This window comes from Cupriavidus necator N-1, assembly GCF_000219215.1.
GTDB classification, from domain to species: Bacteria; Pseudomonadota; Gammaproteobacteria; order Burkholderiales; family Burkholderiaceae; genus Cupriavidus; species Cupriavidus necator.
In genome coordinates this window covers 1830383-1850560 of sequence record NC_015726.1, presented here as the reverse complement: position 1 = coordinate 1850560, position 20178 = coordinate 1830383, and the positions used below count along the sequence as shown (strand labels likewise).

The window sequence follows — 20178 nt, the reverse complement described above, 5'->3', positions numbered from 1 at the left end:
GCGAGGCGCGCTCGGCATCCACCAACGGATACTCGCCCCTTTGAGGCATGCGATCATCTCCACAGACCTGGTGTTTGGTGCTGGTGCTGACCGCTCCGCAGGGCGCCCAATAAAGAAGGCGATTGATGGCCGTCATCGGGCGGCGGCGACGTCGTCAAAGGTGCCGGTCGGGGCCCTCGGCCAATCCGCATCCGTCCGATCCGGCATAATGCCCGGCGCACCATGGCGCTACTGGATTGAACTGGGTAATGAAAATGAAGCCGGACATCTCTCGCGAAGAGACCTCACAAAGCACGGACGGGGGCGACGACTGCCCCTTGCGCTGGTTCGACGCGGATCTGGGTGCATTCGAATCGCTCGAGCGATTGATCGCCGAGCATCCGGCGGATTTCTTTGCGGGCGAGCGTTTTGATCCGGTTGGCGCGTGCGCCACACGCGAGGCGGTGTTCGCGTCGGTTGAGCTGCCCGAGACTCCGACATCGCCGCAAGCGCACGCCGATCATCTGCTCAACGACGTGTTTCGGCACGTGATGCCCGTGGCATCGCCTACTTTCGTCGGACACATGACGTCGTCGCTGCCGTCGTTCATGCCCTCGCTGGCCAAGGTGGTGGCAGCGCTGAACCAGAACGTTGTGAAGCTCGAGACGTCGGGCGCGCTGACAGGACTCGAGCGCCAGGTCGTCGGCATGCTGCACAAGCTGGTATTTGCGCAGGACAGCGCGTTCTATGCGAGATGGCTGCACGATGCCGACCACGCGCTCGGCGCGATCTGTTCTGGCGGCACGGTCGCCAACCTCACCGCGCTATGGGCGAGCCGCAACAAGTTGCTGGGCGCGCGTGATGGCTTCGCCGGCATCCATCGCGCCGGACTGGTGGCTGCGCTGCGCCATTACGGCCATGACGGGCTTGCGATCGTCGTCTCGGAGCGCGGGCACTACTCGTTGCGAAAGGCAGCCGACGTCCTTGGCATCGGGCGCGACAATCTCGTGCCGGTCGGGGTCGATGCAGACGGTCGCATGCGCGTCGACCTGCTGCGCGACACCCTGCGTGACCTGCAGCAGCGCAACATCCGGCCGATGGCGATCGTCGGCATAGCGGGGACGACGGAGACGGGCGCGGTCGATCCACTCGACGCGATTGCGGATGTTGCTCATGAGGCCGGCTGTCATTTCCACGTGGATGCCGCATGGGGCGGCGCAACACTGCTGTCGGAGCGCGAGCGCTGGCGCTTCGCGGGCATCGAGCGTGCCGATTCCGTCGTCATCGATGCGCACAAACAGTTCTACGTGCCGATGGGTGCCGGCATGGTGCTGTTCCGGAGCCCGGCGTGGACGCAGGAAATCATCCAGCATGCGAACTACATCGTGCGCAAGGGCTCGGTGGACCTGGGGCGCCATACGCTCGAAGGATCGCGCGGCGCGGCGGCAGTCATGCTCTATGCGAACCTTCATCTGCTCGGTCGCAAGGGGTTGGCGCAGTTGATCGATCGAAGCATCGATAACGCTCAATACTTTGCATCCCTGATTGCGCAGCAGCCGGATTTCGAGCTCGATAGCCACCCGCAGCTTTGCATCCTGACCTATCGCCATGTGCCCGGGACCGTGCGTGCCGCGCTGGCAACGGCTTCGGCCGACCGGCGCGAGAAGATCCTGGAAGCGCTGGATGCGCTGACCATCAGCATTCAGGAAATGCAGCGCGATTCCGGCCGCTCGTTCGTATCGCGCACGCAGTTGATGTCGACACAGTGGGGTGGCCGCCCGATTGCCGTTTTCCGCGTAGTGCTGGCCAACCCGGATACGACGCATGCCATCCTGCAGGACATCCTCGACGAACAGCGCGCGCTGGCGGCAGCCAGCCCATGCATGGCGCCGCTAATGGCGCTGATGGGGGCGCCGGACGCCGCGTGAGGCATTTACGGCTGGCAGGCGCCAGTCGTCGACCGTGTGCCGCTGGTAACGGTCCGAGACTCGTAGGGCGACAAGCTCAGCTAGTCATGCCGCCATCCACCGACAATGTTGCACCCGTGACATAGGCTGCCTTGTCCGAGAGCAGCCACAAAACGGCTTCGGCAACTTCCTCCGGCTGACCGATCCGCTTCATCGGAATCATGTCGTCAAGCAGATGCACATCGCCATTGGTCGAGCGCATGTAGTTTGGCGTCTGCGTCGCACCTGGGCACACCGCGTTGATGCGGATACCCTGGCCGGCATACTCCTTTGCGACGGCCTTTGTGAGACCGACAACCGCGTGCTTGCTCGCCACGTAATGGGCGATTCCGTTCATCCCGCGTAGCCCAAAAATCGAAGCGTTGTTGACGATGGCGCCACCGCCGTGGCGTAGCATTGCTTCGACCTGGTACTTGACGCCGTAATAAACGCCCTTGAAGTTCAGGTCAATCACCCACTCCGATTCATCTACCGAAGTCTGGTCGATGGGCTTGAAATCGGCATGGCCACCGGCGTTGTTGAAGGCGAAGTCCAATCGCCCGAAGCGGGATTCGATAAACGCTACGAGCTGTTCATTGTCTTCGCGACGCGATGCGTCGGTGATCCTGATTTCAGCCTGTCCCGCGTTCCTGAGGATCTCGTCGCGTACGGCGGCGAGCCTTTCCTCGGAGCGGCCCGCCAGCACGACATGCGCGCCTTCACGCGCCAGCGCCAGCGCAGCCGCCCGCCCCATGCCTGAGCCACCGCCGGTCACCAGGCCGACCTTTCCCTTCATCAGCATGTTCGCCTCCTGTTGACAATCAAACTGCTGCCAGTCTGAATGGACTCACACATATGGCAAGGACCAGGCCGGCGGCTTCATCAATGGTCACAGTCGACGGCCTTGTCCGAGTCTTCGGGGCGAACGCAAGCTTGCGCCCTCCCCACGCCGCAGGAAGATTCAATGGGCGAGGAAATCAACCACCATCCGGTTGAATGCCTCGGCATGCTCCCATTGCGCCCAATGCCCGCACCGGTTGAAGATATGCATCCGCGCATCCGGAATACCAGCGAGCAGGCGCAGACCCACATCCATCGGCACGAAGCGGTCGTCCCGGCCCCAGACGACAAGTGTTGGCGCGGCAATCTCGCCCAGACGCGAACCGTAGTCCGTGAACTGCCTGGGATTCGCCGCCAGGCTCTTGACGAAGTTCTCAAGGTGATCGCACCGCGCCAGCATATTGTCCAGGCGGGCCTGCATCAGTTCTTCCGTGAGTGCGCTCGCGTCATAGACGAAGACGCTCATCATCCGCCTCAAGTTTTCGATGGTCGGCTCACGATAGAGGCCGTTCAGCAACTTGATGCCCTCAGTCGGCATCGGCACGAACTGGCTCGGGCCGCCGGTGCCTCCGCCCATCAGGACGAGCTTGCCGATGCGCCGCGGATTGGCCAGCGCAAAGGCAACGGCGCTATGGCCGCCCATTGAATTGCCGATGATATGCACCCGCTCGATCGCCAGGGCATCCAGCACGGCCTTGAGCACCCTGCCGTTGAGCTCCGAGCGCGAACCGGTGCTGATCACGGGATCGCTCTTGCTCCACCCCGGACAATCCACCAGCAGCACGCGGTAGCCTGCCGCCACCAGTGGCTCGACATTGCGGCTGAAGTTGGCCCAGCCACTTGCACCTGGCCCCGAGCCATGCAGCATGACGACGGTCTCGGTCCCCGACCCGGCATCGTTGTAGTGAATCCGGAAAGTGGTCTCTCCGTCCTGCACGGAGACGAACCGGCTCGTCGAGGCTTCCGTGATAGCCTGTGCTGTCGCATTCATGTGGTGTTCCTTCTTGTCACTGCCGCGCTTCGGACGCGCGCTTGCTGAGGTCCAGCGCAACATCGACGATCATGTCCTCCTGGCCGCCAACCATGCGGCGCCGGCCCAGCTCGACAAGGATGTCGACCGTCTTCAGGCCATACTTCTTCGCCGCCACTTCAGAGTGACGCAGGAAGCTCGAATAGACACCGGCATAGCCAAGCGCGAGTGTTTCGCGGTCCACGCGCACCGGGCGGTCCTGGAGCGGGCGCACGATGTCGTCGGCCGCGTCCATCAGCGCGTACAGGTCGGTGCCATGGTTCCAGCCGAGGCGTTCTGCCGCGGCGATGAATACCTCCAGCGGCGCATTGCCCGCCCCGGCCCCCATGCCGGCCAGCGATGCGTCGATGCGATCGCAGCCCTCCTCGACGGCTACGATCGAGTTGGCGACGCCGAGCGACAGGTTGTGGTGCGCATGCATCCCGGTCTGCGTGTCCGCGTTCAGCACGTCCTTGAGCGCACGGAAGCGCGCGCGCACATCGTTCATCGTCAGCGCGCCGCCGGAGTCGACCACGTAGATGCAGGTCGCGCCGTAGCTTTCCATTCTCTTCGCCTCGACGGCGAGATTCTCCGGCGTGGTCATGTGGCTCATCATCAGGAAGCCGACCGTGTCCATGCCGAGTTCGCGCGCATACTCGATGTGCTGCTTCGAGATGTCGGCCTCGGTGCAGTGCGTGGCGACGCGGACCACGCGCGCGCCGGCATCGTAGGCGGCCCTCAGGTCGTGCATGGTACCGATACCGGGCAGCAGGAGCGTGGCAATCTTCGCGTGCTCCACCACCTCGGCGACGGCGGCGATCCATTCGAGATCGCTGTGCGCACCGAAGCCGTAGTTGAAGCTAGACCCTTGCAGGCCATCTCCATGCGCGACTTCGATGCTGTCGACCCTGGCGCGGTCCAGCGCGCGCGCGATGTCCTGGACGTTCTGGATCGAATACTGGTGGCGGACCGCATGACTGCCATCGCGCAGCGTTACGTCGGAGATATAGAGTTTCTTGCTCGGGGTGCTCATGCGAGGGCTCCTGCGGTGGTCTCTTTGGCGCTCAGCAGCGATTGCGCCATCCGTTCGGCGGTCGCCAGGGCGGCGGAAGTCATGATGTCGAGGTTGCCGGCGTAGGCAGGCAGGTAATGGGCGGCGCCTTCCACTTCGATAAAGGCCGAAGTCTTCAGGCCGCTGAAACGGCCCAGGCCAGCAATGTTCAGCGGTGCGCTGGCCGGAATCTCGTCGAACTGCACGGTCTGCTTGAGACGGTAGCCGGGCACATAGGCATGGACCGCGCGCACCATCTCTTCGATGGATGCCTCAATCTTGTCGCGGTCGGCGAGTTCCGACAGCGTGTACACCGTGTCCCGCATCATCAGCGGCGGCTCGGCGGGATTCAGCACGATGATGGCCTTGCCCCGGGCGGCACCGCCAACGGTTTCGATCGCTTTGGAGGTAGTCTCGGTGAACTCATCGATGTTTGCGCGTGTGCCCGGGCCGGCGGACTTGCTGCTGATCGACGCGACGATCTCCGCGTAGTGGACCTTCGCCACGCGCGAGACCGCGGCCACGATGGGGATCGTGGCCTGGCCGCCGCAGGTGACCATGTTGACGTTGGACGCCTCCAGATGCGCATCGAGGTTGACCACCGGCACGCAATACGGCCCGATCGCGGCGGGCGTCAGATCGATCATGCGCAGGCCAGGCTTGCGCTCGCGCAGCAGCGCATCGTTCTTCACATGCGCGCCGGCGGAGGTGGCATCGAACACAAAGTCGATATCATCGAAGACCGGCAGGCGGATCAGCCCTTCGGCGCCTTCGTGCGTGGTAGCGACGCCCAGGCGCGCGGCGCGGGCCAGTCCGTCGGAGGCCGGATCGATGCCGACCATTGCCGCTATCTCCAGATGCCTGCCGTGGCGCAGGATCTTGATCATCAGGTCGGTTCCGATATTGCCCGAGCCAATGATCGCTGCCTTGAGTTTCCTGGAAGTCATGTCGTTCTCTCTTTCATTCTGCGGCGAACGTCGCACGGACGCTGCCTATACCACTGATACGCGCTTCGTAGCACTGGCCGGGTTCAACGGCCACCATCGGCCCGAGCGCACCAGTCAGGACGAGATCGCCGGCGCGCAGCGGATCGCCCAGCGATGCCAGCGTGCGGGCCAGCCACACCGCGGCATTCAGGGGATGCCCCAGGCAATCGGCGCCCTTGCCGGCCGAGACGCGCTGCTCGCCCCGGAACATCTCCATCTGCACGCCTTTCAGATCCAGGCCGGACAGCGGCACCGGCACCGCGCCCAGCACCACGAGGCCGCTGGAAGCGTTGTCAGCGACCGTGTCGACAAAGGAGATGTTCCAATTTTCGATACGGCTGCCCACCACTTCGATGGCCGGCAGCACGTAGTCGACCGCATTGATCAGGTCCACCACAGTGGCATCGTGAGCGGTGATGTCGCGCTTGAGCACCAGCGCCACTTCAGCCTCGACCTTGGGCTGCAGCGTGCGCGCAGTGGGGATGGGTTCGTCGTCGCCGTAGACCATGTCGGCGAACAAGGTGCCAAAGTCAGGCTGGTCCACGCCGAGCTGGCGCTGGACCGCGAGCGAGGTCAGCCCGATCTTGCGGCCGACCACGCGGCGGCCCTGCGCGCGCCAGGCCTCGACGTTGGCGCTTTGCACGGCATAAGCCGTGGCGACGTCGTCAGCGGCAATCTCCGCGCGCAGCGGTGCGACCGGAGTGCGGCTCTCTTCGGCCCGGCGCAGGCGTTCGGCGAGCGCGAGCACGGTTTGTGGGATGGTCATGTCAGTGTCCTTGCTAATCAGGTTTGGCCTCAGGCGGCCGGCCGTGCGTGCATGACGGCAAAGCCGGCAATCCATTCGGGAATGGCCCGGTAGTAGTCGCGTTCGGCCCGGTACGATCCGTGTGCCGCCAGCGCGGCAAAGGCGGCGATCCAGGTCCGGATCTCGTGGCCGGACTTGCCGCCATCGCGGGTGATCGCGTGGTTGGTCATGCCATCCACGGCCGTGAGGTTCCCGCTCTCCAGCGTGTCGAGGAAAGCGCGGTCCCATTCGGGATTGAGCGCGTGCAGGTGGCTCTCGCCAGCGGCAAACGCCTGCGCGGCGGCAAACGTGCGGGCCTGCCGCGCGGCACGCGATTCCGGGCTGGGATGGCGTCCGGCAATCAGCCGCTCGACGTTCTCCGGCGTGGCCGTGGCAATTTCCGGCACGGGCGGCTCATGCGAAATGCCGCCCGATCCCACCACCAGTACGCGCTTGCCGAGACGCCCGGCAAAGCGGCCGATGGCATCGCCCAGCAACCGGGCGCGCCGGCAGCTCGCCATCGGCGGAGCCACCGAGTTGATGAATACCGGAACCACCGGATAGCGATCGAGGCTGCCGGTCAGTACTTCCAACGCCTGCGCGCAGCCATGGTCGACCTGCATGCGGTACGAGACCGCCACGTCCACATCAGCATCCAGCGCCGCCTGCGCCAGTGCCAGCGCCGTATCGGACGGGACCGACAGCGGGCCAGCCAGGCTCTTGAAGTCGCCTACCGCGCTGGCGGCCACGCCGACACAGAACTGCGGCATGAGGTCGTAGAAGAAGCCGTTGTAATGGTCCGGCACGAAGGCAATCACCAGCTCGGGATCGAAGGCTTCGACGCGGGCACGGGCGGCGGCCTGCACACGCTCGACTTCAGCAAGGATCTCCGGCGCCGGGTCGAAATAGCCGTGCAGCGGGGTGTGCGAGAGGCATTCAAGGTGAAGTGGCATGCTTATGCTCCCGCCTCGGCGTGACGCTGGTCTACGTGGAGATCGCGCCGGAGCACGACCGGTGCACCACCGTAGGTCTTCTTGTTGATCCAGGCGGACAACGCCGAATCCATATAGGCTGCGTGCGCGGGAAACCAGTCCGCCAGCGCCTTGGCGAGCCGCCTGAGGTCCTGCAGCCCGAGTTCGCCGAGCAGCAGCCTGGCGTTGACTTTCTGCACGGCGTCGATGACACGCTCGTGCTCGTCGATATGGCAATCGGCGGCTGGGAAATCCGTCTTCTCCATCCACGCCTTCTCGACGGCGAAATGCGAATGCACATGCGCCTCCAGGTCCTGCAGGCACGCTGCCGCCGTGTCCGCCGAGCAGTGGGCCAGTGCGTTCACCACCTCAACGAACTCCTGGTGCTCCGCGTCGATCGGCCCATGGCCCACCAGCATGGCATCCGTCCATGCGAGTTCCAGGCACTCGTCCGCGGTGGGCGGCGGCGTGCCGATATCCGATGTATCTTTCATTGCAAACCCTCCCGGCAAGCTCGCCAGCGGCACCAATATGCCGCGGCCTGGGATCGGTGGCACTGGCGCCACCGATCCCAACGTGAGCTGCTTCAGCCTTTACCCCTTTACCTGTCGGCCCCAATCAGCACCGCCACCATGACGGCTGGCTGCTCGCTGCGGTTGCGCCAGGCGTGCCGCGTGCCGTTCTGGATGACGATATCGCCCGCCTTGAGGTGACGGGTTTCCCCGCCATCCACTTCCAGCCAGAGCTCACCCGAAACGATGATGTCGTAGTCGACCGACCGGGTCTTGTGCATGCCGGAGCCATCCGGCTCGAAGGCTTCAGCCAGCCCGGGCAGGTGGCGCGCATATTCCTCGCCTGCCGCCACGGGATCGAACTGCGGCGATGCCATCACGCTGTCGGGCGGGAACTGCACGACGATCAGGCGCGTTCCGTGCGGGTCGGGCGTGACCGACCTGACCGTCACGACCGGATCGGTGCCGTCCTGCGGCAGCGACGGTACAGCCTGCGTGGCCCACGCCAGCGTGGTCTGGAAGCCGGGGACCGCGGCATAGTCGTGGGTGGTGGACACGGGGCCGTCCGAGACAACCACGGAACGGCCGTCGCGCTCGCCGGTGACGATGCGTCTTACCATTGCTTGCTCCTGAATCCGTTGAAGATTGGTTGCCGGTTCATTGCACGACAACCACGTTGACAAATCCGCCAGCGCGCTTCTCGGCGGTGGCGAGGGCTTCATTGACCTGGTGCAGGCCGAACCGCTGGTGCTCGAAGACCGTGAGGTCGAGCGTGCCTGCCGCAGCCATGGCGGCAAGTTCCTGGCCTTCGGCCACCGAGAACCAGAGTGATCCGACCAGGCTGACCTGCGCGCACATCAGTTGGTGCAGGTTGACGGGCAACGGGTCCGACATCGCCCCGATTTCCACCATGCGGCCGCCACGCCGGAGGCCCGCGATACCGTCCAGCGTGATCTGGTGCGAGGCGCCGGGGCCGATGGCATCGACAAAGGCATCGGCGCCAATGCCGTCCGTCTCGGCGCGAACCCAGTCGGCGAGAGGTTGCGTGCCATAGGAAAGGATGCGAATACGCTGCGGGTCCAACGCGCGGACGCGTTCCAGCAAGTCGACATTGCGCGCCATGCACAGGATCCGGGTAGCGCCCATGGCCCGCGCGATCTGCACGGCGCCGAGCCCGAGCGTGCCTGTAGCGCCGCTGATCAATACCGTGCGGCCTGCTGCAACGCCGGCCTTGCGCAGGCCGGAGTACGCCGTACCCAGGTAGCCGAAACGCGCGGCCTGTTCGAAGGTGATCGCGTCGGGCAGCTTGACCAAGCCATCCGCAGGCGCGGTGGCGAATTCACTGAAGCCGCCATATGGATACTGCTGGTACATCCGCTTCGACTCCGGCCCGAAGCCGAAATAGCCCTGGAAGGTGTAAGCCGTGCAATTGATCGGCTCGCCGGTCCGGCACGCATGGCAGGAACCGCACGAGCGCCCCGGGTTGATATAGACGCGGTCGCCGGGGACCACGCCGGTTACCTGGCTGCCCACTTCCGCCACGACGCCGGCGGTATCCAGGCCGTAGATCGCGGGCAGGTCCGGTACGGTCAGGTAGGCGCGTTCGCCGTAGTTGCTCATCACGTTGCGCAGGTTGGGCACCACGCCCGCCGCCTTCACGTCGATCAGCACATCGGTGGGGCGCAGCAAGGCTGGGCGCGCAATCGTGTCGAGGCGGAACCGGCCACCCGGTTCATGGACACGCGCGGCCTGGATGGTGGTCTGATGAGGGTCCTTCATTCGTTCATCTCCTCCAACGTTATCCAATGTTTATCAGTTGAATATCAATTGATTGTCGACTGATGTGGTCAAAAAAATTTGGCCGGGTCAGAACGCATGCAGCACGCCAATATTGGCCGCCACCTGCGTGGCGCCGGACGAAGGCCCCGGCGCCAGGCTGATCCAGGCTTTCCCCGCCCCCGATGCTTTCTGATAGACAAGATCGGCGTAGACGCTGGTGCGCTTCGAGAACGAATAAAGCAGGGTCAGTGTCCCCTGCATGGCGCTCTGCCGGTCCAGCGTGTCATTGCCTCGCATGTACTGGTAGGCGGCATTCAGGTGCCAGGCGGGGGAAAAAGCCCAGGTCACATCGCCCTCGTAGACCGCAACCCGTGCGCCGGTCGCGGTGTTCTCGGTATTCGTGTACATCAGCGCGGCTACTGCGGGCCCAATTGCATAAGACCCGCCAAACCCGAAGTTCCTGATGCCATCGTTGCCGGCATTCAGCTGCGGATATTTGACGTAGGTGTATGCACCGTTCAGCCGCAGGTTGCCGACGTGGTAATTCACGCCGGCACTCTGGCCACTGCTGTTCCCGAACGAACCGGGCTGCCCGCCAAGACTGTATTGCGCACCGACCGACAGGCCGCCGAAGTCCGGGCTCTGGTATTTGACCGAGTTCGGCATGGCAAGGCCCGCAACCCGGTCAAAGTCGAAGGAGCCGCCCGGCGTGTTGGGCACGCCCAGCCCCGAGAATGGCCCCTGGCGAAGGCTGATGCAGCTGATGAACGGAAACGCCGAGCCCCAGTGATCGAGCGCCAGCGAATAGAACATGAAGTCGATCTGATTCCCGAGCGTGAGCGTCCCGAGCTTGTCGTCACGCAAGCCGACATAGCTTTCGTGCCCGAACAGGTTCCCGATGGACTGGCCGTTCTTCATGGAAAACTGGCCCTGCAGTTTGAACACGGCCTGCAGGCCGCCGCCAAGCTCTTCCGTGCCCCTGAAGCCGAACAGCGTTGGCGCCTGGGTTCCCGGATCCGCAACCAGGTTGCTGCTCCCGCCCTGGTTGGACACATACATCACACCGGTATTGACGATGCCGTATGCCTGCACGCTGCCCTCTGCATGCGCCGCGCCCGCCAGGCCAACGCTGCAGGCGGCAATCGCCTTCAGTCTCCTCATTGGATGTCTCCCCGTTTCTTGATTTCGAAGGCGGTGTCTGGCGTATTTGATCAGGGTTAACCCTTGGCGTGCGCCAATCCACCGCTTTTGAGCGTCTAACTCTACACAATCAATCATTTATCGATCAATTGTGAATCGAAGTTTGATTGAACTTCGATTGACAGTCAATTATAGATTTCGGTAATCTTCGATCGCGCCCTTGGCACACGACCAGGGTTGCAGCCCACAAAGCCCATATCGAGGAGAACCTGAAGATGAGCGACAAGCCCGTCATCCGCCGGCGCAGCAGCGAGACAAAAAACGAGATCAGCAGCGCACGCGTCAACGACGCCAAGGTGCAGAGCCAGTACCAGCCCTACAAGGACGCCGCCTGGGGGTTTATCAACCACTGGTACCCGGCCCTGTTCAGCAAGGAACTCCCGGAGGACGGTGTGGAGGGCATCCAGATCTGCGGCATTCCGATCGTGCTGCGCCGCGTGGACGGCAAGATCTTTGCCCTGAAGGACCAGTGCGTTCACCGCGGCGTCCGTCTCTCGGCCAAGCCGATGTGCCTTACCAAGGACACCATCAGCTGCTGGTACCACGGCTTTACCTTCGACCTGGAGAGCGGCAACCTGGCGACCATCGCCGGCAACCCCGATGACAAGCTGATCGGCACCACCGGCCTCACCACCTACCCGGTGCGGGAAGTCGCCGGCATGATCTTTGTCTTCGTGCGCGAGGACGATTACCCGGACGAAGACGTGCCTCCGCTGTCGCATGACCTGCCGTTCCGCTTCCCCGAGAACAGCGAGAAATTCCCGCACCCGCTGTGGCCGTCCGCGCCGAGCCTGCTCGATGAAAACGTCGTCGCCCACGGCATGCACCGTACCGGCTATGCCAACTGGCGCATCGCCTGCGAGAACGGCTTCGACAATGCGCACATCCTGGTCCACAAGGACAACGCCATCATCCATGCCAAGGACTGGGTGCTGCCGCTGGGCATCGTGCCGACCGCCGACGACTGCATTGCGGTAGTCGAAGACGACAACGGCCCCAAGGGGCTGGTGCAGTGGCTGTTCACCGACAAGTGGAAGCCCATCCTCGAAAACGAGAAGGTCGGCCTCAAGGTGGAGAACCTGAACGCGCGTCCGTATCGCACCTCCGTGGTCCTGCCGGGCGTCCTGATGGTGGAGAACTGGCCGGAAGAGCATGTCGTCCAGTACGAGTGGTATGTACCCATCACCGACGACACCTATGAATACTGGGAAGTCCTGGTCAAGGTCTGCAACACGGAGCAGGAGCGCAAGGACTACCAGTACCGCTTCGACTATCTGTACAAGCCCCTGTGCCTGCACGGTTTCAATGATTGCGACCTCTATGCGCGCGAAGCGATGCAGGACTTCTACGCGGATGGCACCGGCTGGGATAACGAGCAGCTGATGGCAACGGATATTTCCCCGATCACCTGGCGCAAGCTGGCATCGCGCTGGAACCGTGGCATTGCCAAGCCGGGGCGTGGCGTGGATGGCGCCGTCAAGGCGTCGGCCATGCGGCTGAAGAAGGCGTCGGAAGGCAAGCAGGCCACGGCGTACTTCGTCACCAAGATCGAAGAAGACGAGTAATCCAGGCGGCAACCGAGGTATCTGTATGTCTACTGTCAAGAACGTCGCACTGCGTTTTCGCGACGGAACCACCCGATCGGTTGCCGTGCCGCACGGCGAGAGCGTGCTTGACGCCGCTCTCGCCGCCGGCGTGCCGCTGATCCACCAGTGCCGCTCCGGCAGCTGTTCGAGCTGCACGGCGCGGCTGGCCGAAGGCCAGGCGGGCATGCGCGCCGGCGCCAGCTCGACGCTGCTGCGCAGCGAATACGAGGCGGGCGAGCGCCTGCTGTGCCTGACCGAGCCCGAAACCGACTGTACCTTCGACCTGAACTACGAGAGCGATGCCGGCGCCGGGCGTGCTGTGAAGGTCAACGCCTTTGTCGACAGCGTCGAAAAGCTGGCGCCCAATGTCGTGCGTCTCACGCTGGAGCTGGCCGAAGGCGAGTCCTTCGACTTCAAGCCGGGCCAGTTCATCCAGGTCCGCGTTCCCGGCACCGACATCGTGCGCAGCTATTCGCCTGCCAGCACCGCTGCCGAGCTGCCGAAGATCGAGCTGCTGATCCGCCTGCTGCATGACGGCGTCATGTCCGGCTATCTGGAACATCGCGCCGCGCGCGACGACGTGCTGGAGCTTGAGGGTCCTTATGGCAGCTTCTTCCTGCGGGAGAAGGTGCGGGCGCCGCACATCATGGTGGCGGGCGGGACCGGCCTGGCGCCGATCCTGTCCATGATCGATACGATCCGCAACACGTCGGGCCGCAAGCCGCCCGTGATGCTCAGCTTTGGCTGCGCCACGCCCGATACGCTGTTCTGCCTGGATGACATCGCGCTGCGCGAGCAATGGCTGCCCGGCCTGTCGGCGCGAATATCGGTGGACCGGGGCGCGACGGGAGAGTTGCTGAGCGGCAACCCGGTCGATGCCATCCGGGAAGACGATGCCATGCACGCCGACACCGTCGCCTATCTGTGCGGCCCTCCCGCGATGATCGAGGCGGCCACGCACCGTCTCGCCCAGATCGGGGTTCGCCCGGAGAACATTTACGCCGAGCAGTTCGCACCGTCGAACTAGCGGATCACCACAGGAATCACGGGAGACAGCCATCGTGGAGCCCACCATTGCCCTTCCCTTTTCGCCAGAGCAGCAAGACTGGTACGAAAAGGCATGCGCCCGGATCGATGCCAGGCGCCTGCAGCAACTTCTGTCCAACCTGACGGACATCCATAGCCCGACCGGCGCTGTGCGCGACATCAACCAGTTCATGGCCGGCTATATGTCCAGCGTGGGCCTTAGCTCGGCATACCGCCCGATGAATGCCCGTACGGGCAATGCCGTCGGGGAAAAGCGGGGCAGCGGCGGCGGCGCCGCGCTGATGCTGTACGCACCGATCGACACACATCTGGAAGGCGATGCCAGTGACCATCCATGGACAGGCACCACCGACCATGTCGACCTGCAGCCTGCCGCAAGAACGGTGGGAGACTGGGTCTATGGCCTCGGCTCGTCCAACCCGAAGGCCATGGTGGCGACGCTGACGGAGGTCGCGACGGCGCTGATCGAGGCCGGCGTTCCGCTGGTTGGCGACCTGATCCTGGCGACGGCCGACGGCGGCATGCCCGTCGATATCGCCGAACGGGACCATGCCGGCATGTCAGGGGGCGTCACACACTTGCTGTCCCGCGGTGTGGCGCCGGACTTCGCCATCATCATGAAGCCGTGGAACTGGGTCTATCACGAAGAGCCGGGCATGGGCTGGTTCAAACTGCGGGTGAACGGCACGCTGGGCTATGCGGGCGTTCCGCGCGGCACCCCCGGCTTTCGCAGCTCGGTGGTACCAGCCGCGCAGTTCATCCTGGAACTGGAGCAGTGGCTGGTCGACTATGCGGACCGCAATACCTCCGGCGTCGTCAAGCCGCACGGCTGGATCGCCGGCGTGCGCGCCGGCTGGCCGGAGCGGCCGGCGTTTCCTTCGGCGGTCACAGAGATCTTCTTTGATGTCCGCATCAATCCGCGCACCAGCCCGGCCGACGTCAAGGCCCAGTTCGCGCAGTTCGTCGCGGAACTGCGCGCACGGCACCCGGAACTCGATCTGGACTGGGAGATGTATGGCTCCGTTCCGGGCGGCACCACCGCGCCGTCCAACTGGATCGTCCAGTCGGCCAGGCGCGGATGGGAGCATATCGAAGCGCGCCCGCATGGCATTCCCGAGCTGCTGGGCGGACAGACCGACGGCGCAGCGCTGCGCCGCTTCGGCATTCCAACCGCACGCATCGGCTGGCCATGGCCGGCGCAGGGTTCGCCCGAAAGCGTGGCCGAAGGCCTGGGCGGCATGGGTGCCACCTATGTCCCGGACCTGCTGCCTTGCGCGCGCAAGATCATGTACGCCGTGATCGATACGCTGACGCGCAGACGCGCAGAACTCGGCTTGCGCTGAGGACTCCCGACAAACTTCCCGACCCATTGCTTATGCCGAACGCAGACCTCCACTACTGGGAAGCCGCGGAGCTTGCACGCAAGATCCGCGCGCGCGACATCTCGCCTGTAGAAGCTACCGAAGCCATCCTTGAACGAATCTCCGACCTCGATCCGGCGCTGCACAGCTACGCCCTGGTCCTGCCTGAACAGGCGCTGGAACAGGCACGCGACGCCGAACGGGCGCTGATGCACGGCGGCCCGCTCGGCGCACTGCACGGCGTGCCGGTGGCGGTCAAGGACCTCTGCTGGCTGGCCGGATCGCCAACCGCCGCCGGCACCACGATTCACAAGAACTTTATCCCGACGGAAGATGCCACCGTCGTGCGCAAGCTGCGGGATGCCGGCGCCATCGTGCTGGGCAAGCTGCAGCTGACCGAAGGCGCCTTCGCCACCCATCACCCGAGCATACCGGAGCCGGTCAATCCCTGGCACCCCAACCACTGGGCCGGCGCCTCTTCCAGCGGCTCCGGTGTCGCCACGGCCGCCGGGCTTTGCTACGCATCGATCGGCACGGACACCGGCGGCTCGATCCGCTTCCCGGCGGCAGCCAACGGCCTGACCGGCATCAAGCCGACGTGGGGCCGGGTCAGCCGCCACGGGGTATTCGAGCTCGGTGCGAGCCTTGATCATGTGGGTCCGATCGCACGCAGCGCAGCCGATGCCGCGCTGATGCTAGGGACCATTGCCGGCCACGACCCGCTGGATCCGACTTCGCTGCCACCCTCGCACCTCGATTTACCTGCCGAGGGGAGCGACCTGCGCGGTCTGCGCATCGGTGTCGATGTGCAATGGAACAGCGATGGGACGGATGACGTCATCAGCCAGGCCGTGGACCGGGCCATCGACGTGCTCAAGGCGCTTGACGGGCAGGTCCGGGAGGTTCGCTTTCCCGCAGTACGCACCGTGGTCGACGAATGGGAAATCAACTGCGGCGTCGAAGTCGCCGTGGCGCATGCGGGGACGTTCCCGCGCCTGTCGGCGGAATATGGGCCAGCGCTGACCCGGCTGATCGAGATTGGTCGCACTACCAACGGCATGCGCTATCAGCAAGCCTTGCTGAACCGTGCTGCCTTCCGTGGCAAGGTCAACAAGCTGATGCAGGACATCGATCTGCTGGTCGTCCCGGTACAGCCTTTCGCCGCACCGACGCATGAACAGCTGGGTGCGCTGGCGCAAGATCCGGAACTGAACAGCCGGCTGATCCAGTTCACGGCGCCGTTCAACTCCACCGGGCATCCCGCGATCACGCTGCCATGTGGATTCACGGCGGACGGCATGCCAATCGCATTCCAGCTGGTGGCGCGTCATGGTGACGAAGCTCTGCTGTGCCGTGCCGGCATGGCATTCCAGCAGGCCACCGACTGGCACCGCTATCACCCGGAGATTGGCGTCAGGCGCGCTGACGCTGCATGATGAGATCAGGCTGGGCAATGCTGGCCTGATCTCACTCCTGCCCGTCTTCCCGCAACGGTGTGATCGTCGCCGAATCGCGCGCGGCTTCCTCATAGATGCCGGTCAGCAGCGAAAGGAAGCGCGATGTCCTTTCAAATTTCTCAGACACCTCGCTGATTTCCTCCAGCCGCTTCACCAGGATCTCGGCCCTGACCTTGTAATACTCGTCCGTCAGCCGGACTCCCAGTTCACTGACGGTGTACGCAAAGGTCTTGCTGTTCTTTTCTCGCTGCTTTTCGATCAGACCGGCCGCTTCCAGCTTGCGCAAGCTGTACTGAATATTCGGGATATCGTCGCGGTTCATCAGGCGCGCAATGGTGGCACTATTCTTTGGCCGGTCCTGCATCCTGATGACGTGGAGAATGACGTGCTCTTCGTACTTCATATCCACGTCGGCGGCAATCGTCACCATCCCGGTGGACAACACGAACCTGGAAAACGATTCATGGAACCGGATCAAGGCCCACTCGAACTCGGTGGCCTTCTGCTCCAGGTCGGTTTTTGCCAGATGCCACCCGCGTTGAAATTTCGGTTCCATGAGTTGACTGCGCCTATTGATTTCAGAGCCACCTGGCGGAGGCGGCAGAAGAGCGAGACTGGATTATCCCACAACGCTGAGGCGTACTTGGAAGCAGACAGGTTGCCGGACAGCGGATTGTGCCGACCGCCCTTCATTGCACCGATCCGAGCCAGTTCCAGAAACGCTCGGCGCGATGCGTGTGGCGCATGATCTCGCCGATCTTCGCCGAAACATAGAGCTCGGTGCCCCGCCCGTCATCGACCGCGATCCGATGCAGCGGACGCCATGCATTCAGACCGTTCGGCACGGTCCACTGGTCGCGCTCAATTGTCTCCATCCGGCGAGCCGGCTTGCCGGTGACCTGCTGCGCCGTGGCGCGCGCGATGCCCGCATCGACGTGATCGATCACGCGGCCGTCAGTTGCGGACACCGTATGCGGCCGGCCCTTTCCATCGATCATTCGATAGACGGGCAAGTTGCCTGCCATCTCGAGGCGCAAGCTGCGCGGAAATGAATATCCCTCTCCTTTGATCTCGCTAAGATATAGCCAGCTGCGTCAATCCAGTTGATCGCGTTGCCAGAAGGCCTGCACTACGGCCAGGTGTACGTCGCCATCGGGAAGTGGACATTGCTGCCGTGGAATCGTGGGAACTTCTCGAAATCCGCGCGCATGTCATGCCGGACGGAAGAATTCATCGCCGCGGTGATTGCCGCTGCGTTATCGAAGACCAGCTTGTTCCGCTGCATGTAATGAACCCGCTTCCACGGCATCGCATCCACCCAGTCCACCTGCGTGAAGATCTCGATTTCGCGTACCCCCGGAAAGAAGCGCATGATTTGCGGATGGTGGGACAGGTAGTAGTTCAGCCACGCATCGAAATCGTCGGCGTATCCGGGATAGTGAACCAGGAAGCTGCATGGCACGCTGTCGGCGGGCGTCCGGCCGACAGGATCGTCGACGGGAAACGGACGCCGGGCCATGACCTGTTGCGTGACTGTGCACCCTTGCAAGCTTGGCAGCGCCAGCCGCGCCACGGCCTGAAGGTGACCGTCCGCCGCGATTGCCGCTTCCAGCGCCGCGAGGGTGTCGAAATCCAGCTGCATCGCAAATGGCGGAGAAGGACCGTCATCCGTGTAGTAGTCCTTCGCGCTTTCGGGCGTATAGAGCCGCGCGCGACGCAGCTGTGGCGTGCCCCTGACGATGTCGGCAACCCGCTGGAAGTCCTCGGCGCCAATACGGATAGCCGGATCCGCGCTCTCGAAGGTGACAAGATAGGAAAATTGCACGATGTGTCTCCCGAGTCCTGTGTCCGTCAGTGCCCTGCCCCCGCCGCAATGGCGGGCGCATCGAACAACTCCATGGCGCCGATGAGGTCACGCACCCGGGCGACCCCCTTGCGCTCGCAGTACGCCATGATGCCATCGATGACGTTGGGCATCGTTTGCGGAGAGAGGAAGCTGGCCGTGCCCACCTGCACGGCTGTCGCGCCAGCGAGCAGGAACTCGATGGCGTCCTCCGCTGTCGTGATGCCGCCGCATCCGATCACCGGAATCGTCACCGCCTGCGCGCACTGATAGGCGATACGCAGCATGATTGGCTTGGTGGCCGGCCCCGTCAGGCCGCCCATTAGGTTGGCAACCCGGGGACGGCGCGTCTCCACATCGATCGCCATGGCCAGGATGGCATTGCTGACGACAAGCGCGTCCGCACCAGCGGCCTGGGCCGCCAGTGCAACTTCCACGACATTGCCCGCATTGGGTGTCATCTTGGGCCAGACTGGCAGGTCAGAGGCGGCCTTCATGGCGCGAACCACCTGAAAGGTCGCATCTGGGTCCATGCCGAAGGCCTGCCCGTCCTTCTTGAGGTTCGGACAGGACACATTGGCCTCGATCGCCGCCACCCCCGGTACGGACAGCTTGCGCGCCAGCCTGCCAAACTCTTCCACCGTGTTTGCCGAGATACTGGCGATCAGCGGCGGCTGGTATGCCCGATAGAAAGGCACCGTCTCCTTCAGATAGTAGTCCCCGCCCTTGCTCGGGATACCGATCGAGAATAACGTCGCGTCCTTGAATTCCGCCACGCGAGGCGGCGGATTGCCTTCCCGCAAGTCGTCGGTGATCGTCTTGGTCACGATGGCGCCAAGCCGGTTCAGGTCGAACACATCGGCCAGGCCTTCGGCAAAGGTGCCGGACGCCGGCATGACCGGATTCTGCAACCTGAGCGAGCCAATTTCCACACTGAGATCTACCACGATACGGTCTCCTGGAGGTCGAACACGGGGCCTTCCCAGCAGACCCTGCGATAGGTGAGATCCTGCGTGTCCGCCTGCCTGCGGAACGGCCGGACGCAGGCAAAACAGGCGCCCAGTGCGCAGCCCATATGCTGCTCAAGTGCAATCTGTCCCGGGACGTCGAGGTCGGCGGTAATCCGCTGCAGCAACTGCAGCAGCCGGTTCGAACCGCAGGTGGCGACGTAGTCCAGCCTGCGCGCGGCGTGCGTGCTGCGGATCAGGGCCTCGACGTGGTCCACCTGGCTGGTGCCGTCTTCGTCCGTGACGATGAGCACGTTGGCGCCGGCCTCCCTGAGGTAGTCCGCGGACATCACCAGACCCTCGGACCTTGCGCTCAGCACAGCGGTGACCGACACCCCCTTGCTGCGCGCCCAGTCTGCCAGGGGCGTCAGGGTCGCCAGCCCCACTCCGCGGGCCAGCAGCAGGATGTGCGCGGCGCTGGCAGGCACGGCGAAGCCGCGGCCCACCGGTCCCAGCGCATCCAACGTATCCCCGGCGCGCAGCCCGGCCAGGCCTCGCGTGCCCAGGCCCTGGACCTTGTACAGAAACTCAATCGTCCCCTCGTGCGACGACACCCTGTACAAGCTCATGGGCCGGCGCAACAAGGCGGCACCGTTCTGGTCCGGCGGGCAGGCCAGATGGAAGAACTGCCCAGGCTGTGCGCGTAACGCGACTTCGGGCGCATTGACGATGAGATGCTTGTATTCGTCGTTCACCCACTGGTTGCTGACCACCCGGCAAAGATTCTCGGCCACCGCGAATTGCGGCTCTGGCCCGCAACCCTGCGATGAATGGCAGCACGGCGGTGCTTCCACTGCGTCCTCTAGCTCTAACATCCGAC

General features: G+C 64.0%; 20 protein-coding genes. 5 read left to right on the top strand and 15 right to left on the bottom strand.

The genetic code is table 11. The features are described 5' to 3' along the window. Nucleotides 1–248 precede the first annotated feature (248 nt). Nucleotides 249–1907, top strand: coding sequence for a pyridoxal-dependent aspartate 1-decarboxylase PanP (gene panP / locus CNE_RS08735; RefSeq protein ID WP_238553069.1), 1659 nt, complete (start codon nucleotides 249–251; stop codon nucleotides 1905–1907). A 76-nt stretch (nucleotides 1908–1983) separates the two neighbouring features. Here the strand turns inward: panP and CNE_RS08730 are convergent, their stop codons facing one another. From CNE_RS08730 to CNE_RS08685, 10 genes are all read right to left on the bottom strand, one after another. Then, nucleotides 1984–2727 (bottom strand): SDR family NAD(P)-dependent oxidoreductase, encoded by a 744-nt coding sequence (locus CNE_RS08730; protein WP_013956761.1) that lies wholly within the window; start codon nucleotides 2725–2727, stop codon nucleotides 1984–1986. Nucleotides 2728–2886: 159 nt separating this feature from the next. Continuing rightward, nucleotides 2887–3756 carry an alpha/beta fold hydrolase gene (locus CNE_RS08725; RefSeq protein ID WP_013956760.1) on the bottom strand — a complete coding sequence of 290 codons (870 nt, stop codon included), beginning with the start codon at nucleotides 3754–3756 and terminating at the stop codon, nucleotides 2887–2889. A gap of 16 nt (nucleotides 3757–3772) precedes the next feature. Beyond that, a complete protein-coding gene (gene dmpG, locus CNE_RS08720; RefSeq protein WP_013956759.1) occupies nucleotides 3773–4807 on the bottom strand; it encodes a 4-hydroxy-2-oxovalerate aldolase in 1035 nt (344 codons plus the stop codon). Beyond that, nucleotides 4804–5772 (bottom strand): acetaldehyde dehydrogenase (acetylating), encoded by a 969-nt coding sequence (locus CNE_RS08715; RefSeq protein ID WP_013956758.1) that lies wholly within the window; start codon nucleotides 5770–5772, stop codon nucleotides 4804–4806. The genes dmpG and CNE_RS08715 overlap by 4 nt, the downstream gene beginning before the upstream one ends. Nucleotides 5773–5785: 13 nt before the next feature. After that, complete coding sequence (mhpD, locus tag CNE_RS08710) at nucleotides 5786–6577, bottom strand: 2-keto-4-pentenoate hydratase (RefSeq protein WP_013956757.1); 792 nt, start codon at nucleotides 6575–6577, stop codon at nucleotides 5786–5788. 29 nt (nucleotides 6578–6606) lie between these two features. Then, a complete protein-coding gene (locus CNE_RS08705) occupies nucleotides 6607–7548 on the bottom strand; it encodes a 3-carboxyethylcatechol 2,3-dioxygenase (RefSeq protein ID WP_013956756.1) in 942 nt (313 codons plus the stop codon). 2 nt (nucleotides 7549–7550) lie between these two features. Beyond that, complete coding sequence (locus CNE_RS08700; protein ID WP_013956755.1) at nucleotides 7551–8060, bottom strand: bacteriohemerythrin; 510 nt, start codon at nucleotides 8058–8060, stop codon at nucleotides 7551–7553. A gap of 107 nt (nucleotides 8061–8167) precedes the next feature. Next, nucleotides 8168–8698, bottom strand: coding sequence for a cupin domain-containing protein (locus CNE_RS08695; protein WP_013956754.1), 531 nt, complete (start codon nucleotides 8696–8698; stop codon nucleotides 8168–8170). 37 nt (nucleotides 8699–8735) lie between these two features. Then, nucleotides 8736–9857, bottom strand: a complete 1122-nt coding sequence (locus CNE_RS08690) for an alcohol dehydrogenase catalytic domain-containing protein (RefSeq protein WP_013956753.1) — start codon at nucleotides 9855–9857, stop codon at nucleotides 8736–8738. Nucleotides 9858–9944: 87 nt separating this feature from the next. Next, nucleotides 9945–11135, bottom strand: a complete 1191-nt coding sequence (locus tag CNE_RS08685) for a porin (protein ID WP_238553068.1) — start codon at nucleotides 11133–11135, stop codon at nucleotides 9945–9947. A gap of 137 nt (nucleotides 11136–11272) precedes the next feature. Between CNE_RS08685 and CNE_RS08680 the strand changes: the two genes are divergently transcribed. Genes CNE_RS08680 through CNE_RS08665 form a run of 4 tightly spaced genes read left to right on the top strand, consistent with a single transcriptional unit; the run spans nucleotide 11273 to nucleotide 16487 of the window. Continuing rightward, nucleotides 11273–12622, top strand: a complete 1350-nt coding sequence (locus CNE_RS08680) for a Rieske 2Fe-2S domain-containing protein (protein ID WP_013956751.1) — start codon at nucleotides 11273–11275, stop codon at nucleotides 12620–12622. Between the two features lie 25 nt (nucleotides 12623–12647). Continuing rightward, nucleotides 12648–13670 (top strand): ring-hydroxylating dioxygenase ferredoxin reductase family protein, encoded by a 1023-nt coding sequence (locus CNE_RS08675; protein ID WP_013956750.1) that lies wholly within the window; start codon nucleotides 12648–12650, stop codon nucleotides 13668–13670. A 34-nt stretch (nucleotides 13671–13704) separates the two neighbouring features. Continuing rightward, nucleotides 13705–15033, top strand: a complete 1329-nt coding sequence (locus CNE_RS08670) for a M20 family metallopeptidase (protein ID WP_013956749.1) — start codon at nucleotides 13705–13707, stop codon at nucleotides 15031–15033. Nucleotides 15034–15065: 32 nt separating this feature from the next. After that, nucleotides 15066–16487: an amidase gene (locus tag CNE_RS08665; RefSeq protein WP_013956748.1), complete on the top strand. Its 1422-nt coding sequence runs from the start codon at nucleotides 15066–15068 to the stop codon at nucleotides 16485–16487. A 31-nt stretch (nucleotides 16488–16518) separates the two neighbouring features. On the opposite strand, the gene CNE_RS08660 is transcribed toward CNE_RS08665, so the two are convergent. The 5 genes from CNE_RS08660 to CNE_RS08640 form a co-directional block, all read right to left on the bottom strand. Continuing rightward, a complete protein-coding gene (locus CNE_RS08660) occupies nucleotides 16519–17064 on the bottom strand; it encodes a winged helix DNA-binding protein (RefSeq protein ID WP_013956747.1) in 546 nt (181 codons plus the stop codon). Nucleotides 17065–17197: 133 nt separating this feature from the next. After that, on the bottom strand, nucleotides 17198–17533 hold the full coding sequence (locus CNE_RS08655; protein ID WP_041227918.1) for a hypothetical protein: 336 nt from the start codon (nucleotides 17531–17533) through the stop codon (nucleotides 17198–17200). 104 nt (nucleotides 17534–17637) lie between these two features. Beyond that, nucleotides 17638–18333: a hypothetical protein gene (locus tag CNE_RS08650; RefSeq protein WP_013956745.1), complete on the bottom strand. Its 696-nt coding sequence runs from the start codon at nucleotides 18331–18333 to the stop codon at nucleotides 17638–17640. A gap of 26 nt (nucleotides 18334–18359) precedes the next feature. Further along, entirely contained in the window at nucleotides 18360–19298 is a 939-nt protein-coding gene (locus tag CNE_RS08645; RefSeq protein WP_013956744.1) for a dihydroorotate dehydrogenase, read from the bottom strand. Next, nucleotides 19292–20092 carry a dihydroorotate dehydrogenase electron transfer subunit gene (locus CNE_RS08640; RefSeq protein ID WP_238553067.1) on the bottom strand — a complete coding sequence of 267 codons (801 nt, stop codon included), beginning with the start codon at nucleotides 20090–20092 and terminating at the stop codon, nucleotides 19292–19294. Before CNE_RS08640 ends, CNE_RS08645 begins: the two co-directional genes overlap by 7 nt. Nucleotides 20093–20178: the final 86 nt, after the last annotated feature.